The following is an 18,461-nucleotide window of genomic DNA, read 5'->3' on the forward strand; positions in this document are numbered from 1 at the left end:
AGCCACTACACTTTATGCAAGAATCCGAAACTAATAAAAGGCTTACACTAATTTAAAAGGAGACTTTAGATGGCAATACTTTTTAATATTATGGATACCTCACTCCCGTTAGCTATTGAAACCATTGGCCACGATTGGGAACAAGAACCCGTTGAACGATCAGCTGGCTATCATTATTATCACTGGCTACAAACCAGTCAAGGCAGCGGCAAAGTCGTCATTCAAAAGCAAGAATTTATACTTGAGCCCGGCATGGGAATACTGATTTTCCCTTTTGTCGAACACCATTATTATCAAGTGTCAACTGAAACTTGGCGAACCAATTTTATCACCTTAGGCGGTACGATCGCCTCAACGATTCCAACAATCCTAAACGTTGATCATTTTTGTTTGGCTAGCAATAATCCCCAGTTTTCTTTTGCCCAGTGGACCGCACAACTTTATGAACAGTTAACCAAATCTCAACCCCTATCACCTTTGGACTACTCGATTGAAGCTTATCGATTTTTGGCAAAAATTAAAGAGCATCACTATCAAGAGCAGGTTGTCACTGATGAACGTTACTTAAAATACATTCAACCTGTTCTGCAATGGATTGACAAACATTTTATGTTGGATTGCTCCACTCAAGAGATGGCTCAATTGGTCTATATCAGTCCCCAATATTTATCTCGCCTATTTCAGCGCTTTATGAAATTGTCTCCCTATGACTATTTGACTGCAGTCCGTATACAAAAAGCAAAAGAACGCCTATTAACTTTGCCTAATGAAAAAATTAAGGACGTAGCCAGCCATGTTGGATTTAATGATGCCAGCCATTTTATTGCCACCTTTAAAAAGGCCACACATTATACGCCTGTGGCCTTTCGTAAACTCTATTAAAATAGCTGGAGAACTATTTAAGTTCTCCAGCTATTTGGTTATTTTCCAGATAAAGTTTTGTACTCAGCCGCTCTCAATTTCGCATCAATTACGGTTTTAGCTAGTAATTCTTCTGCCAAATCCGACTCTTTATGCAGGTTGTGCAATGCTGAAAAGCGCGCTTGCTTCGCTAAGAAAGCTGGTAATTTTTCAAAGTCTGTCTTACGATAGTCAATGACCATTGGTTCTTTTCCTTTTTCTTCCAATAGAGGGTTATACCGATAGAGAGCCCAATATCCTGACTCAACTGCTTCTTTTGCTTCATTAAGTGACTGACTCATACCACCCTTCAAGCCGTGATTAATACAAGGTGTATAGCCAATAATCAATGATGGGCCAGGGTATTTCTCTGCTTCGTCAATGGCTTTTAATGTCTGCATCGAATTGGCCCCTAAAGCAATCTGAGCAACATAGACATTACCGTACGTCATTGCAATCAAGCCGAGATCTTTCTTCGACGTTCGCTTACCACCTGCTGAAAACTTAGCAATCGCAGCAGCTGGAGTTGCTTTAGACGTTTGTCCTCCAGTGTTAGAATAGACCTCGTTATCCATCACAAAGATATTAACATCTTCGCCACTGGCCAAGACGTGGTCGATTCCACCGAAACCAATGTCATAGGCCCAACCATCACCACCAAAAATCCATTGGCTTGGTTTCACCAGTAACTCATGCTGTTGATACAACTCAGCTAACGCATCACTATCTGACATTTCAGCTGCTAAAGCCGCTGTTAGTTTCATGGCCCGCTGTTGTGACCCTTCACCTTGATCCATATGAGCCAACCAATCTGCCATTAATTGTTGTAGCTCCTCTGATCCTTCACCAGCTACTATAGCCCGATCAACTTGATTGGCTAAGTGCTGCCGTTTAGTCTTATTAGCCAAGTGCATTCCAAAGCCGTATTCTGCATTGTCTTCAAAAAGTGAATTACTCCAAGCAGGCCCTTGTCCACAACTGTTTGTCGTATAAGGTGTGGCTGGCGAGGAAGCTCCCCAAATTGAAGAACAACCAGTGGCATTCGCAATCATCATTCGATCGCCATATAATTGAGTTAGTAACTTGATATACGGCGTTTCGCCACACCCTTCACAAGCGCCTGAAAATTCCATTAACGGTTGCTCAAACTGTGAGCCTTTGACCGATAATTTTTTAACTGGATTAGCTTTTTGTTTTAATGTCATGGCGAAAGCCCAATTCATCGCTTGTTCTTTTTGCTCTTCATATGGCTTCATGATTAACGCTTTTTCACGAGCAGGACAAGCTTCTACACAAAGACCGCAACCAGTACAGTCTTCAAGAGACACTTGAATCCGATACAGTAAGCCGTCTGCACCACGCATTTCTCGGCTGGTAAAACCAGCTGGCGCTTCAGCCATCTCTTCACTATCTGCTAAAAATGGTCGAATCGCGGCATGAGGGCAGACAAAGGCACACTCGTTACACATTGTACATGCATCCATCTGCCATTCAGGTACTTCCAAGGCAATGCCACGTTTTTCATAGGCTGCAGATCCCATTGGCATTGTGCCGTCAGTCATGCCATTATCAACCAAATCTTTAACTGATAAAGAATTGCCTTCTTGTCGATTGATCGGTTCTAAAATATTGCGAATATAACTTGGTTTCGTCATATCAACTGGTTCATCGACAACTTCTAAATCAGCCCACTCTGGTAATACTTGAATCTTTTTCAAAGCGCCAAAGGTTTCATCAATCGCCTGATAGTTGCGTTCCACAATCTCGGCTGATTTTTTCCCATAGGCACTGTTAACTTCTGCTTTCAGGAGAGGCAGGTAAGCCTCACGACTCATAATGCCTGTCAATTCGAAGAAAGCGGTGGACATCACCATGTTGATTCGACGTCCTAGTCCGACTTTTCGCGCAATCTCACCACCGTTTACCACATAAAAATTGATGTTATGCGCTGCGATGTATTTTTTCAAACGAGTAGGAAGCAATTGCTGAACCTTCTGTTCATCCCAAATCGTATTTAATAAGAAGGTTCCCCCGTCTTTTAAGCCATTTAGCAAATCGTATTTGTGAATATACGAAGCATTGTGACAACCAATAAAATCAGCTTGCTCAATTAAATAAGTTGAAGTCACCGGCTCCTCACCAAAACGTAAATGAGAAACTGTTAAGCCACCGGACTTTTTGGAATCATAGCTAAAGTAAGCCTGAGCATAAAGATCTGTATTGTCGCCAATAATCTTGATGGCTTGTTTGTTGGCACCGACTGTCCCGTCGGAGCCAAAGCCCCAAAACTTCGCCTGATAAGTCTTAGCAGGTGTTAAGTCTAAGGCTGCTCCAGCCGGCAAGGACAAGTAAGTCATGTCATCCGTAATGCCAATTGTAAAGCGCTGTTTCATCTCACTGACTGGCAATAATAAGTGATCATATACCGCTTTAATTTGATTAGGTGTCACATCTTTTGAGCCAAGTCCATAGCGACCACCAATCACGATAGGACGATTTTCATGAGCGTAAAGCACACTTTGAATTTCCAATAATAACGGCTCACCATCTGCACCTGGTTCCTTCGTCCGATCCAAAACAGCTATTTTTTCAACGGATTTCGGCAAATTAGCCAAGATATTTTCCGTTGGGAAGGGCCGATATAAATGAATATTTAAATGTCCCACTTTACGACCTTGGTCATTTAAATAGGCAACTGTTTGTTGGATTACTGGTGATACTGATCCCATGGAAATAATGACTTCCGTGGCTTCTGGATCACCGTAATAGTTGGTCAAATCATAGTTTGTGCCACGGACGGCATTTACTTTATCCATGTAACGCTTAACGATTCCAGGTACCTTTTCGTAATGTGAGTTGACCGTTTCTCGTTGTTGGAAATGAATATCGGGATTTTGAGCTGTCCCTGACACGGTTGGACGATTAGGGTTCATTCCCCGCTTGCGAAAATTCTCTACGGCTTTTTCATTTAACATATCTCGCAAATCATCATAATCCAATACTTCAATCTTTTGCAGTTCATGACTGGTTCTAAAACCATCAAAAAAACTGATGAATGGTAAACTACCTTCCAATGTTGCTAGATGGGCTACTGCAGATAAGTCCATCACTTCTTGAACGCTACTTTCAGCCAGCATACAGAAACCAGTTTGACGAGTCGCCATCACATCACCGTGGTCGCCAAAAATATTTAAGGCATTTGTGGTCACAGCACGGCTTGCCACATGGAAAACCGTTGGCAACAGTTCACCAGCTATCTTGTACATGTTGGGAATCATCAGTAATAAGCCTTGCGACGCTGTATACGTTGAGGTTAGAGCCCCTGTCTTTAAGGAACCATGAACCGCACCGGCAGCACCAGCCTCTGATTGCATTTCAATCACTTCTAGTTTTTCACCAAATAAATTTTTTTTACCACCAACCGCCCACTCGTCAACTACTTCTGCCATCGTTGAACTGGGTGTAATCGGATAAATGGCAGCCACTTCTGTAAAAGCGTAAGATATGTAAGCAGCTGCTGTGTTTCCGTCCATTGTTTTCGTTGTTTTCTTCATAATTATTAAGGAGATCTGTGACCAAAAGTAGCCAGGAATGGTATTAGCGATCAACAACCTAATGCGATAAAACTAACACAACTCAATCCCCTTATTTTCACATCCTTTACTTTGATTAAGTTAAGATACTGGCGAAAACTGCTTCTTTTCTTTAACATACTCAGCCATGGATTTAGCAGCAACTTTGCCTGCTCCCATTGCTAAAATAACTGTCGCAGCCCCTGTGACGATATCTCCACCAGCGAAGACACCTGGCACACTAGTTGCACCGGTTGCGGAGTCCGCTTCCACATAGCCCCACTTATTTAAAGTCAGTTCAGGAAAAGTTGACAACAACACTTGATTAGACCCCTGACCAATCGCTTCAATTACCGTGTCAGCCTCAATTGTAAACTCACTACCTGGAATCACCACCGGTCGGCGACGACCAGATTCATCAGGTTCACCAAGGGCCATTTTGACACATTTAACCCCAGAAAGCTCTCCCTTACCATTGCTGAGATATTCAACTGGATTGGTTAGCCAATTATATTGAATATCTTCTTCTACTGAATGGTGGTACTCTTCGATTCGAGCCGGTAACTCTTCTAATGAGCGGCGATAAACGACGGACACTTCATCTGCTCCTAGTCGCTTAGCAGAGCGGGCTGCATCCATGGCGACATTTCCACCACCAATAACCACCACCTTTTTAGAGTGCTTAGTCGGTGTATCATAACGAGGAAATTGATAGCCATGCATTAAATTTATCCGGGTCAAATATTCACTAGACGAGTAAACGCCATTCAGCGAGGTGCCTGGAATCCCCATAAAATTAGGAGCGCCTGCCCCTACCGATAAATAGCAAGCATCAAATTCCGCCATAATTTCATCCATGGTAATTGTTTTGCCAATAACTGCATTAGTTTCAATTGTGACACCTAATTTTTCAATAGACGCTATTTCCTTTTGAACAATTCGTTTTGGTAAACGAAATTCTGGGATGCCATAAGTTAAGACACCGCCTGGCGCATGCAACGCTTCATAGACAGTGACATCAAATCCTTCTTTTGCTAAATCACCGGCTACGGTTAAACCAGACGGTCCTGATCCAATAACCGCTACTTTTCCGATTACAGGTTCAGTTCGCTTGGCCACGGCCTGTTCATTTTCCAAGGCCCAATCGGCAACTAAACGTTCCAATTTTCCAATAGCTACTGGTTCAAAGTTTTTAGCCAATCCCAATTTACATACAGATTCACATTGCTTTTCCTGTGGACAGACTCGTCCGCAGATAGCCGGCAAATTGGTATACTTACTCAACACTTCAGAAGCTTCCGCCATATCACCATCGCGAATGGCCAAAATAAATCCTGGAATATCGATCATGACTGGACACTTTTCGATACAAGGAGCATTTTTACACTGTAAACAACGAGCTGCTTCCAATTGCCCTTCTTCCAAGTTATAGCCTAGACAAACTTCTTCAAAATTTGTCTTGCGAATGCTCGGCTCTTGCTCTCTGATTGCGGTTTGTTCTCTACTTCGTCTCGCCATGGGCCATCTGCTCCTTTTGATACATTGTTAAAGAGTCGGTCTCTTCTGTCTGGTATTGCTTCATTCGCTGAATAAATTCGTCCCAATTTACTTCAGTGCCCAAAAACTCAGGTCCATCGACACAAGCAAATTTAATTGAATCAGCCACTGTTACGCGACAGCCACCACACATACCAGTCCCATCAATCATGATCGGATTTAACGACACAAACACTGGAACGTCGTGATCACTGGCCACTGCTGTACAGAACTTCATCATCATGCTCGGTCCGATTGCCCAGGTTTGATCAATCGTTTCACGAGTGTATACCTCTTCCATGGCATTCGTAACCAAACCTTTTCTTCCCAACGTACCATCGTCTGTCATGATAATCAATTCATCTGAAACTGCTCGACACTCATCTTGCAAAATAACCAACTCAGCTGTTTTCGCCCCTAAAATTGTTATGACTCGATTCCCTGCTTCTTTGAGCCCTTTAACAATTGGGTACAGCGCTGCTATGCCAACACCACCACCAACTAATAAAACAGTCCCGTACTGTTTTATATCAGCTGCCACACCTAAAGGTCCTGACACATCTGCAATCGTATCACCCGCTTGAAGCGTGGCCAGTTTGGCCGTTGATTTTCCAATTACTTGAAAAATTAATTGAATCGTGCCCTCTTTTTTATTTGTATCTACAATAGTTAAAGGAATGCGTTCACTAAATTCATCGGCTCGAACAATTAAAAACTGCCCTGGTAAGCCTTTATTCGCGATTCGCGGAGCTTCAACCCAAATATCAAATTCATTTTCAGATAACTGTTGACATTTAGTTATTTTATTCACAATATTCTCTCCTACTTTCCTAACTGCTTTCTTCTAAACAGATAGCCCTCACATTTTTTTACCGTTTGGTTGTTTTACTTGCAGCTGGATTATATTTTATTCATTAATTCACTAACAAATTTTTTCAATGCAGCCACATCATCATCTTCTGCATTATTTTCGATACGAACCGTCTCTGCCCCCTTAGCGGCACCTGTCTTTTCAAATTGCTCGACAAAATCATCAGCCGATTTACAATAGAATTCACCATATTCCAGATCACCAGAACCAACAACGCCATATATTTTTCCAGCTAAATCCTGATCGGGTAACTCATCGAAAAAATCCTCAAATTCAAAAGGTAAATCTCCTTCTCCATATGTATACGTTGCAATAATACAAAGGTCTGCATCATCGAAAAAATCAACATCTGTATCAGATACTTCTTCTCTTTCAACAGTCGCCCCAGCTTCTGTCAAGGCGTCTTCAATAATCTCTGAAATCTCCTCTGTATTACCTGTCATACTTGCATATACAATCTTTGCTAATGCCATTTGTCTTCCATCCTTCCATCACTTTATAATTTTTTCACCTATTTCTTATTCAGAAATAGGAATTACACACTCATCTTTATCGAATTAGTTGATTGCCTAAAAACGATCAAATAACCCCACTCATTATCGGCGATGAACACATCCCCAATCAAGTTGAAAACCGTTTCAACACTCCCTCTATACTATAACATAACCTGAAGAAAACACAATATTTTTTAGGTGTAAATAATTTTTTTTAGGTAAAAATTATCTTTATCATGTGATGTCACGCACATGATAAAAAGGAGCAATAAAAGAAACAATTCCCACACGGCATTTCAGTCGATCAGCAACATCTCTCAACTAATACCATAGTTAGGTATCATTTTACCCTTATGATAGCATACAAATCAAGCGCTTTTTCCCGTTTATGCAATTTTTTCGCCGATTTATTGGGAACTTAAAACACCTCTTTTTCTTTCCCGACTAATAACACCGCTTCAAGAACGGCTCCTCCAAGCGCTCTAGCCTTATCAGAAATCGTGTGGCAATCGACTTCATCAACTGGACGAGGATCGACATCTGCACATTTTAAGCCTTTTCTGATGATTTGATTTTGGCTAATCAGCCCTCTTAAAGTTCCCTTTAAAGGAGAATAGACAGGCACTTCATCGACATAAAAAAGCAATTGGCCTTTTTCGACTTGTTGACCTAAAGTTGCCACATGTTGAACAATGCCATCGCAGGGAGCGTGAACAACCCGTTCAGTACTTTTCCCTCCTAAAACACCCGGTATTCCTGTATTAACTTGAGGACGTCCATTTCGAATCAATTGTCCTAGATAATGGCCACGCAGCGTTTCGATAACAACATCGACATCCTCCGGCGCTTTAAAACCTGGTCCAAGTGCAATGACAACTGGTGCCATCTCCTTAAATGTGCCAATATTGCGCTTGGCAATAATCGCATCAACTACCACATCAGGCTTTAGTCTTTCAATAGATAACGCAGATCCATCAACTAATACCGGAATCCGCCCTGATTGCCACACTGTCTCGCATTCCTCTGTGGTAGAGATTTTTACTGCCGTTAGATCCTCCACCTGGCATTCTCCATTTCTAACCGCCTCACTAAGTGCGACTGTTCGTCGAATCGTTAAAGGTCTTGCTATTTCCAAAATTAACACCTTAAAACCAACTCGCCATAATTTTTGAACAACTCCCGTGGCCAAATCCCCCCCACTGCGGACGATTACCAGAGTTTCACTTATTTTTTTTGCCATAAGCGCACTCCCAACTGTTCCTTCACACTTCCTGCAATCACCGTTTCCAAAGTCGCTTTCATCTCCTCCGGCACTTGCTTTAAGACCGCCGTGGCTTGCGCTAATTCTTTCGGATCTTCAACTTGGTTTATCAGCAAACAACGACGCCCCTTTCCCTTGTGCCAAAGACCTTGAGGATGGCTAATGATCTTTGCTAAACTTGCCTCATCAATCGTATCTCCTTCGGTTAATCCCGTCAAAACAGTAAATAATGGTAAGCGGTGGACGGTCTCCGCTGAAACAACTTGTCCAATTACCTTAATCGGAATAATGCCTATCGTCAAACTGGTTTCTGGTAAAATCACCGGCTCAAAATCAGCCCACCCCTTTAATGGTCGTTGCTTAGAACCATCAGATTCAAAAAAAGCTTTATCATAAAACGGCAGCATCAAACTTAACACGTCTAAAGAAGCACTGGCTATTTTACCAAATGTGCCCATATTACCAATTACACTAACCCCTGGCATTCCTTGTTGATCTAATGGGTAGTCATCCAAAAACAAACGGTCATAAGCATGATTATTGGGTAACCCAATCTTGGTTGTTGGCCCAACTAGAACTTTTTGGTGCCGAAAATTTTCTGCTAAATACCACAATAAACGACTCTTCCCCCCGCTGCCGATGATTGAAACACACTCTTTTTCGTTGATTGTCAGTAACGTACTCAACGTTTCCATCCTAACACTCCCTTAAAAAGTTATTGCCCATCAAAAAGCTTTTGATGCGCAATAACTTTAGTTGTTTATTGAATTAAGCGCAAATAATCTTCTTGTGTATCTATGTCCTGAAGTATCTCTTCTGTAATAGCGACTTTAAGCCAATGATCAGAGTGAGCATCCCGCACTGAACGCCCGCCAGTCTCACCTTTAACCCCTATAAGCTCTCTTCGATACCGCTGACCGAAATAAACTGGACTGCTTACACTTCCCTTGTATTCTGGCATTACAATATTTGTCGAGCTGGCTTTTTCTATAATAGTCTCCAACACTGTCACCGTTAGCAATGGTTGGTCAATCGGCAAAAAAAGATAACCGGTTCCCTTTGCTGCTTTCGTTCCTAAGGAAACACTGTGACTCTGACCTTTTTCAGGTTGATTGTTGATGACTATCTTCATGTTATCAGGTATCGTCAGGCGTTGAATATCAGCAGAATTTATGACTAAAATCCGTTCTTCCACCGTTACACTTAAGGCCAAACTTAAAGCACGCTCAATAAAAGTCTGACCATCGTAGTTTAAAAATAATTTATTTTGATTCATTCGGCGAGAACGACCAGCTGCCATGATAATCAGACTAACTGCCATGATTTACCCCTCTTTTCTTATCTTTTTTTCTTCTGGTAAAAGGTGTCTACCATCGGTAAAGTCGATCTTAATTGTTTATCCAAGGCATAATAGGCGCCGGATATGGCAGGGGCCGTGGGAATCGTCGCTAATTCACCAACGCCTTTAATGCCATAAGCTAACCCTTCGTGAACGTTATCTGCCTTGACTAAAACGATCTCAATCGGCGGAACATCCACTGCACGTAATAAACCTAGAGTAGCATATTTAGCTTTGACATACCCATCCTCCATGGCGAACTTTTCGGTTAAGGCGTAGCCCATCCCCATGACAATCCCACCTTCAATTTGGCCTTCTGCGGCTTTAGGATTAACGACCTGTCCCATATCATAAGCCGCAACAATTCGTTCAATTTTGCCGTCATCAGCTAAAATAACTACCTCTGCCGCATATCCATATCCAGCATGGCTGACTGGATTCTTTTTATTGCTGTTCATTGGATCGGTCTTAGCCGAATATTCACCATAAAATTCTTCCCCTTCCATCGCTGCCAATGTTCGACCCATATCCAGCTCATACCGCAATTGCATGGCAGCTCGGCGGGTGGCTTCGCCGGTAAATAAGGATTGCCTTGATGCTGTTGTCGTGCCCGAATTTGGGGTACGCTTTGTATCAGGCGCTTCCGCAATAATCAATTCTGGTGGCAAATTTAACGTTTCACACGCGATTTGCGTGGTAACTGTCGCCATCCCTTGACCAATACAAGCAGCACTTGTTCTGACATGGACTTTTCCTGACTCAACTGAGACAATACAACGGCCGACATCAGGTAAACCGACGCCAATCCCACTATTTTTAAAGAAACAAGAAATCCCAGCAATTTTAGCACTATCATAGGACTCCTTGACTGCCTCTAAACATTTTTTTAAGGCGGCATTACTTGAGACAATTTGCCCGTTTGGTAAAGCATCACCAGGTTCAACCGCATTTTTATAACGAATTTCCCAATCTGAGATCCCGACTTTTTCCGCTAATAGATTCAAATTATTTTCAATCGCAAAGGCTGATTGACAGACGCCAAAACCGCGGAATGCTCCTGCCGGCGGGTTATTCGTATGGACTGCATATCCAGCAATGTCTATATCTTGATATTTGTACGCTCCTGCTGCATGAGTACAGGCACGCTGCAGCACTGGTCCTCCTAATGACGCATAAGCACCAGTATCAGAATAAATAACTGCCTTCATCGCCGTTAAGTTTCCTTCAGCGTCACACCCCGTAGTAAAGTCCATTTCCATTCCATGACGTTTAGGATGAACCATTAAACTTTCCTGTCGGCTCAGTAAGACTTTGACTGGGGCTTTAACAATCCAAGCAGCTAACGCCGCATGATGTTGGACACTCATGTCTTCTTTTCCGCCAAACCCACCACCTACTAATTTGCCTTGGACATGAATCTGATCTTTTTCTACCCCTAACATCCGGGCGACTTCCCGTTGTTCGTCATAAATACTTTGACCAGCCGTATAAAGTAATAAACCGTCCTCACCTTCAGGCATAGCAATGGCGCATTCCGGTTCCATAAACGCGTGCTCATTGATCGGTACTGAATAATGTTCTGTTACCACAAAGGCCGAATCAGCTAACATTTTATCAGCTTCGCCTCTAACTAAATGCTCACTGGCTAAGATGTTACCTTTTTCATGAATTTTAGGAGCATCGTCAGCTAGAGCTGCTTCAATGGTTGTGATGGCTGCTAGCTCTTCATAGCTCACTTTTACTAAGTCCTTAATTTCAGTTAGGGAGTCTTTATTCTTAGAAACAACCAACGCGACCGAATCACCGACATAACGCGTGATATCATTCACATGAATCAAGACATCCCAATCAGAAATAAATTCCAAGTGACCAATCTTATTATTGCCTGGTACCTGGTCAGCAGTGATGACCGCTAAGCAATCTTCATGTGCCAAGGCCGCTGTTTTATCAACCGCTAACAGTTTCGCTCGTGGATATGGGCTACGAACAGCTGAAGCATGAACCATTCCTTCCACTACAATATCGTCAACATAAAGACCTGTTCCCAATGTTTTTTCAATAGCATCCACACGGTGAAAATCCACACCTAATTTGGCTGAGGATAGTTGTTGAGGAATGACTGCCTCTTCCCTAAACAACTGCGCTGCTAACCTAATAGCGTCAATTATCTTGACATAACCGGTACAGCGACAAATATTGCCACGTATTGCTTTTCTAATCTCAGCATCACTTGGATCAGGCTTTTTATTGATTAACCCTTGAGCAGCTAGGACCATCCCAGGAATACAAAAGCCACATTGAACTGCACCAGTCTCTGCAAAAGCATAAGCATAGACGTCTTGTTGTCGCTGATTTAGACCTTCAATCGTTAAAACCTCTTTGCCATCGACTTTTTGTAGATTAAAAATACAGGCGTTGGAAACCCTTCCATTCACAAGCACTGAACACGCCCCACAAGAACCTGAAGCACAACCATCTTTTGTGCCAACCAAACCTAAATCTTCTCGTAAAAAATCCATCAATGACTTATTTTCTTCCGACGTTTCTACTTTTCCGTTTACGGTAATTGAATACATTTCACACGCTCCTATCTGTTTTTACCGATATTTACTTCTTTCATTATAACACAAAATACTTGATTCTTTAAAATTTTTTTTAGTTATCATGATTATTTTTAAGGTTTTTAACTTACCATAAACGGATGACTCATTTTTCAATTAAAACTCAGAAAGCGCTAAGAGCAAATGATCTCCCTAGCACTTTCCGAGACTGACCTGATGGCTTAGTTCCTTTGATTATATCCTCGCTTAGGAAGCATTGGTTAAAATTTCTTTGACTTGTTCAGGTGTTACCTTTACATGATAAAACAATTGATAAAATTCACTGGTCACCTGATTCAAATCTAATTGATACTCTTCGGGATAAACCAAATTCCCCAACCATTGAATCCCCATTAGGCGATTGACTGATGGAGGAAATCCCATAAAATTATAGGGAGCTGTTGGTATTTTGTATACCCGCTTTTCCTTCACAGCTGTTAAGGTTGCCCAAGTGGGATCCTTAAGAATTAAGTTATACACATCAGGACTTTCCGTGATAATATAATCCGGTTGCCACTGCATGATTTGTTCCATACTGACTGTCGTACCTGAACCTGATGAGGCAACATCAACTCCAGTGGCAGCATTTTTGGCTCCAATGGTCTCAATCACCTGAGCATGAAATGAGCCTTCTGCATTCGTATCTAAACCAACTGTTCCTGAGGCCAGATAAACACTTTTTCGTTGTTCTTCCAAAATCTCCTGTTTAACGGTCAATGCCTGATCAATCACTTTTTGGCTATAAATAGCTAATGGCTCTGTTGCCGTTGTGTCGCCAATCAACTCCCCAAGTTGCTCATAGGTACTACTCATGTTTTCTAGATTAGCTTCAATAAAAATAACGGGAATATTCAACTGTGCTTGCAGATTATCCATGTCCTCTTTCACTGTTTTTTTCGATTCACCAATATCAATGATAACATCAGGTGCTGCGGCACTCAAAGCTTCCATATTTAAACTAGAATTTTTGCCATAAAACTGACCAAACTCAGGTAAGTCCCAATACTGGGAATCAACGTAAACCTTCGCCTCTTCTGAAAAGGGACTGGCCAAACCAACCAATAATTCTGGAAAACTCGTATACAATACTATTTGACTTAATGTGCCTGAAGGGGCTATTTTTTTTATCGTCGCAGGAATTGTCACGTCGCGTCCGGCCGAATCAACAAACTGACGAGTCTCGACACTTTGGCTCAACTGACTTGAGTTAGCCGTCGCCTGATCCGTTGCTTCCTGCTTGCCACAACCTGTCATAACGCCAACGAGAGCCAATAAAATAACAAGCCCTTTCATTCTGTTAACTTGTTTCATTTTTCCATTCCTTCTTTCGCAGTATAATGGGGATTCCTTTTTTACTAAGTGATAATTGACTTTTATCTAGTGGTTCAATTTCTTTTAATAAATCCAGTTCGTATAAACTCGCGGCAATTTGATCGACACCATGGTCAAAAAGAAGCGGACTCATTGGGCAAGAGGGGCCAACCAAAATCCTTTGACTATTGGTACTCAGTTCTAATAAACGCGGTAAAGTCTTATTAACCAAAGTAGACCCCGTAATAAACACCACGTCCATTTCTGGCAATAAAAACTCACTGGCAACAGCTGGATAATCACCAGCTAAAGGATTTAGTTCAAAGACATGCAAGTCATGAGGTAAATCAGGGTAACGCTTTAAACAGTGAAAGTGACCAATCGTGGCAATTTTCAACTTAGTAGGCAGCTTATACAATTGCTGAAAGACATCCTTGTCACCGGTTACTTGAAACTGATCCGCTCTTTGAAACTGATTAAAAAAACTATTAATGGCAGCCATCCCAACAGCAGCCAGTTGGAAATTCCATGATTTAACCAATTGAGCGACTTCTGCTAAAGGTTGACCAACAAATGTTTGTAAATCAGGCGTCACTTCATTGCTGGGATAATGCATGGCCACTCCTAAAGTCTGACCATTGGAAATCAAGATCCGGTGACGCGTTTTAACAATCACCTCTACTCGGATATCATCTGGAATTTCTGCAATTAATTGATCGTATAACTGCCACATTAGCTAACCTCCTTATCTTGCTGACTAGGCAGACAAACTTTTCGTCGATCTGCCAAGGCGTGAACTTCAATCGGAACTTGATACAACTCACTTAAATTTTTGCTAGTTAAGACCACTTCAGGATGGTCATTCGCCGTTAAGGTTCCCTCTTGTAAGAGCAAAACATGATCGGCATACTGTAAGGCGTGATTGGGATCGTGTGTTGCTTGAATAATCAAGTATCCCTCAGCCACTAAACGACGAATCATCTTTAAAACCATTAACTGATTACTATAATCCAAATTGGCACACGGTTCATCCATAATAAACACGCGGCTTTCTTGAGCAACTGATCGGGCGATAATGACTAGTTGCTGTTCCCCTCCACTGAGATCACAAAACAAACGCTGGCGGAGTCTGCCTATAGATAATAACTCCAAAGCCTGCTCGACAACTTGATAATCGGCTTTCCCCGGCTGTCGAACTGCCTGAAAGTTTGCCGTTCTTCCCATTAAAACCATCTCAAAAACAGTGAATTGATGTGTGCTTTTTTGTGTTTGCGGAATATATGAAATCATGGCGGCAATTTCTTTACGAGACATCTTGGAAACATCCCTTCCCTCTAAAAAAACACACCCTACCGACGGTTTTATTCCTAATAATAATTTAAACAAGGTACTTTTTCCAACACCATTTTTTCCGAGTAAACAAACCGATTGGCTAGCTGCTAATTCAAATGAAATATCTCTTAAAATCGGTGTATCTCCATAAGAAAAATTAAGATGACTTACTCGTAACATGACAAACGCCTTCTTTCTAACCATATTTACGGTCGATTATTTTTAGCTATTAGCAAAATGAAAATCGGTGCGCCAATAAATGATGTTAATATGCCAAGTGGTATTTCACTGGTGGTTAAAAGCCGAGCAACGTCATCTACGACAACTAAAAATGTGGCGCCAATCAAAGCCGTTCCTGGAATCCCCCACCGATGGTCACTACCTAAAATAAGACGTGAAAAATGGGGCACTACTAATCCTACCCAGCCAATTAGACCACTTACTGAAACAGCTGTTGCCGTAATTAAAGTAGCACAACTAATCAAAATCAGTCGTAAGACGTAAATGTTTACTCCTAAACTCTGAGCCACATCATCTCCCAAAGAAATCACATTCAGACGCCAACGCAAAAGAAAAATTGGCACCATTCCACCTAGAATCAAAGGTGCTGCAAAAGAGACATTTTCCATTTTAATTGCCGATAAACTCCCCATTAGCCAATATGTAATGGCGGGTAAGGTATTGGTTGGGTCACCTATTAATTTTAAATAAGAGACGGCAGAAGAAAAAAGGGAACCGATCATCATGCCTACTAATACAAAGTTGAGTATTGAATGAGCCCTTAAGACACGACAAAGACTTAAAACCACCACTACTGCCAACAACCCAAAGATAAATGAGGAAGTAATAACCATTCGATAACTTGCAGAAAAAAACAAAGCCAGAGCCGCACCGAAAGCAGCTCCTTGAGATGCCCCTAAAATATCTTGAGAGACCATCGGATTTTGAAATAAGGCTTGATACGTTGCCCCGGCCACAGATATTCCCCCGCCGATCAACGCTGCCATCATAATTCGTGGCAGTCTGATGTTAAATAGAATCGTATCAATTTGATTGTCACTAGTAGCTTGTGGTGATTGGAAATGATTCATGACAGCCCTACAAAACTCAGTCACTCCGATCGGAAATCTCCCTAAAAAGAAGGACCCGCTAAAGACACATAAAAACAAGCAGAATAATCCAACTAACAGCCATCTTTTTTTATTGCTTGCCGCCACTGTCATCTCGCCACCCTCCTTTTAGAGCTAGTCATCCTGAGCTCTTTCCATGATTAATTGCCCGGCAATACTTATGGCTAATTCAGCAGGGGTTTCAGCTTTAATAGCTAAACCAATAGGCATCGTAATTCGTTGGATTTGGTCTTTTGAAAAACCGGCAGCCTGTAATTTCTCAATTTGAACCGCAATCTTACGTCGACTTCCCATCACACCAATGTAGCGAGCAGGGCTCTGCAATAATTGTTCCTGCAAGATATAATCAAAAAGGTGCCCTCTGGTCATGACCAATGCATAGTCATCTGCCCCAATCGTCAAACTGCTGGTTATATCCGTCAAATCAGCGGTGATTAACTCACTGGCACTTGGAAATAAATCAACGGTTAAAAACTCTTGTCGATCTTCAACCACAACACAATGGAAATCAAGCGTTCCCAACACGGGAACAAGTGCTTGTGATACGTGCCCTCCCCCAAAAACAAAGACTTTGCCTTTATTAACTAATGGTTCAATAAAATAGTTTTGTCCGCTTATCTCAATTTGTTTCTGTCCTTTTCGGATTAACTCTTGGGGAATCTCTCCATACTCATCTCCCAGCCAGCCCTTTTCACTATAAACACTCAACCCGACAGTCCTGTTAAGTTCGGCTACTAACCAAGCAGGTTCCTTTTTGGTAATCAATGACAAGACCTCATGACAAAGGTTTAACATCAGATGATTGGCCGGCACATACTGAAATAGCACATGGGCGTTGCCACCACAAATCATTCCTAAATCAGCAACATCATTAGGAGCTAGAATAAAGTGCTCCAACTGCCCTTGCTGACCAGTCAACACCTGCTTAGCCAGTTGTTGACACCGAAATTCAATGGCTCCTCCCCCAATCGTTCCCACATTTTCTCCCGACTGAGTGACTAGCATGCGCGCTCCCGCCCCTCGTGGCGTCGAACCAGAACTAGCAACAACGGTTACTAGTACTGCGGCTTCCCCTTTATCCAAGGTCCCCCTTAACTTCTCAAATAGTTCCCTCATCGTTTCCCGACCCTCCTTCTATGAAAACGTCAAAAATATCGTTAAAGTGTTTATCCGCTTCCTTGTACATAATCTTTTGAAATCTTAAAAACTTTTCCATAAACTGCTTGCCCGCTGGGGTCACAATTGTGCCTCCCCCATTGCTGCCTCCTACATTTTTCTCAACTAAATTAAATCCCAACTCTTTCTCAGCTTGATTTAAAATTCGCCATGCTTTATTGTATGACATCCCCATTTGTTTGGCCGCTCTATTGATTGACTCCGTTTCAACAATTCCTGCTAATAAGTGGTACACCCCTGGTCCAAAAAAAATCTTTTCACGTTTCAATTTTAAATTTAAGGAATATCTCAACCCATTACTCACTTAATTCCACTCCTTTCGCAACGTTATCTTACAAAAGATAACGCCTATAAAAAAAATAGTTGTCAGATACTGCCATTTAAGTAGTCAGAAACCTTGGCTGTTGTGCGATCTAAATGGTCGTCTACAGTTAAACAAGACCCATGGATAAGTCTTTCAATCTCACGCCGTTGAGCTGTCACCTTGACTCTTTGTCTCCTTGCTAATTGTTGATAGTTTTCAAACGATTTATACACACCTATTATTTTTTGGGAACTGTTTAACAACTGAAGCAAAGGCCGATAAAAATCAGGGACTTGTAGCTCTAAGCCACCAATTTCATCCAACAAGATTACATCAAAAGACTGATTAACTGCTTGTTCCAACAAGTGTCGCCCAACATTTTCAAAAACCTTTAAGTCAGGAACCATTTGCCCGTTCACTCGTCTTAAAAAACAAGCTTCTTCAGTCCATTCATAACTCGACGTCTTTAATAGTAACGATTCGGCAGAGCGTAACTGAAATCCCATGACTTGGTCATTCTCTGATAACAATCGTTGAACATAAAAACCTCCTACACGGTAATCGGTCATTAAAAGTTGTTCTCTTATCAGTGTGGATTTACCAATCAGTTTTGGCCCTTCTAAAAAAAACTTCAT

At 41.8% G+C, this 18,461-nt stretch carries 16 protein-coding genes; 1 reads left to right on the forward strand and 15 read right to left on the reverse strand.

Annotated features, from left to right (window positions below; all coding sequences use genetic code 11):
* Positions 1–69 precede the first annotated feature (69 nt).
* The gene (locus I6N95_RS13160; RefSeq protein ID WP_209528697.1) at positions 70–882 is read left to right on the forward strand and encodes a helix-turn-helix transcriptional regulator; all 813 of its coding nucleotides are present in this window, start codon (positions 70–72) and stop codon (positions 880–882) included.
* A gap of 38 nt (positions 883–920) precedes the next feature.
* Here I6N95_RS13160 and nifJ read toward each other — a convergent pair whose 3' ends face one another.
* The 15 genes from nifJ to I6N95_RS13235 all read right to left on the reverse strand — a co-directional run bounded on the left by nifJ (position 921) and on the right by I6N95_RS13235 (position 18,461).
* On the reverse strand, positions 921–4,454 hold the full coding sequence (nifJ, locus tag I6N95_RS13165; protein ID WP_209528699.1) for a pyruvate:ferredoxin (flavodoxin) oxidoreductase: 3,534 nt from the start codon (positions 4,452–4,454) through the stop codon (positions 921–923).
* Positions 4,455–4,574: 120 nt separating this feature from the next.
* Complete coding sequence (gene gltA / locus I6N95_RS13170) at positions 4,575–5,990, reverse strand: NADPH-dependent glutamate synthase (protein WP_209528701.1); 1,416 nt, start codon at positions 5,988–5,990, stop codon at positions 4,575–4,577.
* Positions 5,974–6,819 carry a sulfide/dihydroorotate dehydrogenase-like FAD/NAD-binding protein gene (locus tag I6N95_RS13175; RefSeq protein ID WP_209528702.1) on the reverse strand — a complete coding sequence of 282 codons (846 nt, stop codon included), beginning with the start codon at positions 6,817–6,819 and terminating at the stop codon, positions 5,974–5,976. Before I6N95_RS13175 ends, gltA begins: the two co-directional genes overlap by 17 nt.
* Positions 6,820–6,908: 89 nt before the next feature.
* On the reverse strand, positions 6,909–7,352 hold the full coding sequence (locus I6N95_RS13180; RefSeq protein WP_209528704.1) for a flavodoxin: 444 nt from the start codon (positions 7,350–7,352) through the stop codon (positions 6,909–6,911).
* A 439-nt stretch (positions 7,353–7,791) separates the two neighbouring features.
* Positions 7,792–8,613, reverse strand: coding sequence for a selenium-dependent molybdenum cofactor biosynthesis protein YqeB (gene yqeB / locus I6N95_RS13185; protein WP_209528706.1), 822 nt, complete (start codon positions 8,611–8,613; stop codon positions 7,792–7,794).
* Entirely contained in the window at positions 8,598–9,329 is a 732-nt protein-coding gene (gene yqeC, locus I6N95_RS13190) for a selenium cofactor biosynthesis protein YqeC (RefSeq protein WP_209528707.1), read from the reverse strand. Before yqeC ends, yqeB begins: the two co-directional genes overlap by 16 nt.
* 65 nt (positions 9,330–9,394) lie before the next feature.
* Entirely contained in the window at positions 9,395–9,955 is a 561-nt protein-coding gene (locus I6N95_RS13195; RefSeq protein WP_209528709.1) for a nucleotidyltransferase family protein, read from the reverse strand.
* A 17-nt stretch (positions 9,956–9,972) separates the two neighbouring features.
* Complete coding sequence (xdh, locus tag I6N95_RS13200) at positions 9,973–12,549, reverse strand: selenium-dependent xanthine dehydrogenase (protein WP_209528711.1); 2,577 nt, start codon at positions 12,547–12,549, stop codon at positions 9,973–9,975.
* A 231-nt stretch (positions 12,550–12,780) separates the two neighbouring features.
* On the reverse strand, positions 12,781–13,884 hold the full coding sequence (locus I6N95_RS13205; RefSeq protein WP_245249491.1) for an ABC transporter substrate-binding protein: 1,104 nt from the start codon (positions 13,882–13,884) through the stop codon (positions 12,781–12,783).
* A complete protein-coding gene (locus tag I6N95_RS13210) occupies positions 13,871–14,617 on the reverse strand; it encodes a Rossmann-like domain-containing protein (protein WP_209528713.1) in 747 nt (248 codons plus the stop codon). Before I6N95_RS13210 ends, I6N95_RS13205 begins: the two co-directional genes overlap by 14 nt.
* Entirely contained in the window at positions 14,617–15,396 is a 780-nt protein-coding gene (locus I6N95_RS13215) for an ABC transporter ATP-binding protein (protein WP_209528715.1), read from the reverse strand. Before I6N95_RS13215 ends, I6N95_RS13210 begins: the two co-directional genes overlap by 1 nt.
* 26 nt (positions 15,397–15,422) lie before the next feature.
* Positions 15,423–16,439, reverse strand: a complete 1,017-nt coding sequence (locus I6N95_RS13220; RefSeq protein ID WP_209528716.1) for a FecCD family ABC transporter permease — start codon at positions 16,437–16,439, stop codon at positions 15,423–15,425.
* 21 nt (positions 16,440–16,460) lie between these two features.
* Positions 16,461–17,462: an XdhC family protein gene (locus tag I6N95_RS13225; RefSeq protein ID WP_209528719.1), complete on the reverse strand. Its 1,002-nt coding sequence runs from the start codon at positions 17,460–17,462 to the stop codon at positions 16,461–16,463.
* The gene (locus I6N95_RS13230; protein WP_347340560.1) at positions 17,446–17,826 is read right to left on the reverse strand and encodes a winged helix-turn-helix domain-containing protein; all 381 of its coding nucleotides are present in this window, start codon (positions 17,824–17,826) and stop codon (positions 17,446–17,448) included. Before I6N95_RS13230 ends, I6N95_RS13225 begins: the two co-directional genes overlap by 17 nt.
* A gap of 62 nt (positions 17,827–17,888) precedes the next feature.
* Positions 17,889–18,461 carry a nucleoside-triphosphatase gene (locus I6N95_RS13235; RefSeq protein WP_209528721.1) on the reverse strand — a complete coding sequence of 191 codons (573 nt, stop codon included), beginning with the start codon at positions 18,459–18,461 and terminating at the stop codon, positions 17,889–17,891.

It is taken from the genome of Vagococcus allomyrinae (genome assembly GCF_017829975.1).
GTDB lineage: Bacteria > Bacillota > Bacilli > Lactobacillales > Vagococcaceae > Vagococcus_D > Vagococcus_D allomyrinae.

What these genes read in the sequence shown, in the direction of transcription:
- I6N95_RS13160 (WP_209528697.1), top strand. Translation starts at nt 70, where the DNA reads ATGGCAATACTTTTTAATATTATGGATACCTCACTCCCGTTAGCTATT.
- nifJ (WP_209528699.1), bottom strand. Translation starts at nt 4,454, where the DNA reads ATGAAGAAAACAACGAAAACAATGGACGGAAACACAGCAGCTGCTTAC.
- gltA (WP_209528701.1), bottom strand. Translation starts at nt 5,990, where the DNA reads ATGGCGAGACGAAGTAGAGAACAAACCGCAATCAGAGAGCAAGAGCCG.
- I6N95_RS13180 (WP_209528704.1), bottom strand. Translation starts at nt 7,352, where the DNA reads ATGGCATTAGCAAAGATTGTATATGCAAGTATGACAGGTAATACAGAG.
- yqeB (WP_209528706.1), bottom strand. Translation starts at nt 8,613, where the DNA reads ATGGCAAAAAAAATAAGTGAAACTCTGGTAATCGTCCGCAGTGGGGGG.
- yqeC (WP_209528707.1), bottom strand. Translation starts at nt 9,329, where the DNA reads ATGGAAACGTTGAGTACGTTACTGACAATCAACGAAAAAGAGTGTGTT.
- I6N95_RS13195 (WP_209528709.1), bottom strand. Translation starts at nt 9,955, where the DNA reads ATGGCAGTTAGTCTGATTATCATGGCAGCTGGTCGTTCTCGCCGAATG.
- xdh (WP_209528711.1), bottom strand. Translation starts at nt 12,549, where the DNA reads ATGTATTCAATTACCGTAAACGGAAAAGTAGAAACGTCGGAAGAAAAT.
- I6N95_RS13205 (WP_245249491.1), bottom strand. Translation starts at nt 13,884, where the DNA reads ATGAAACAAGTTAACAGAATGAAAGGGCTTGTTATTTTATTGGCTCTC.
- I6N95_RS13210 (WP_209528713.1), bottom strand. Translation starts at nt 14,617, where the DNA reads ATGTGGCAGTTATACGATCAATTAATTGCAGAAATTCCAGATGATATC.
- I6N95_RS13215 (WP_209528715.1), bottom strand. Translation starts at nt 15,396, where the DNA reads ATGTTACGAGTAAGTCATCTTAATTTTTCTTATGGAGATACACCGATT.
- I6N95_RS13220 (WP_209528716.1), bottom strand. Translation starts at nt 16,439, where the DNA reads ATGACAGTGGCGGCAAGCAATAAAAAAAGATGGCTGTTAGTTGGATTA.
- I6N95_RS13225 (WP_209528719.1), bottom strand. Translation starts at nt 17,462, where the DNA reads ATGAGGGAACTATTTGAGAAGTTAAGGGGGACCTTGGATAAAGGGGAA.
- I6N95_RS13235 (WP_209528721.1), bottom strand. Translation starts at nt 18,461, where the DNA reads ATGAAGTTTTTTTTAGAAGGGCCAAAACTGATTGGTAAATCCACACTG.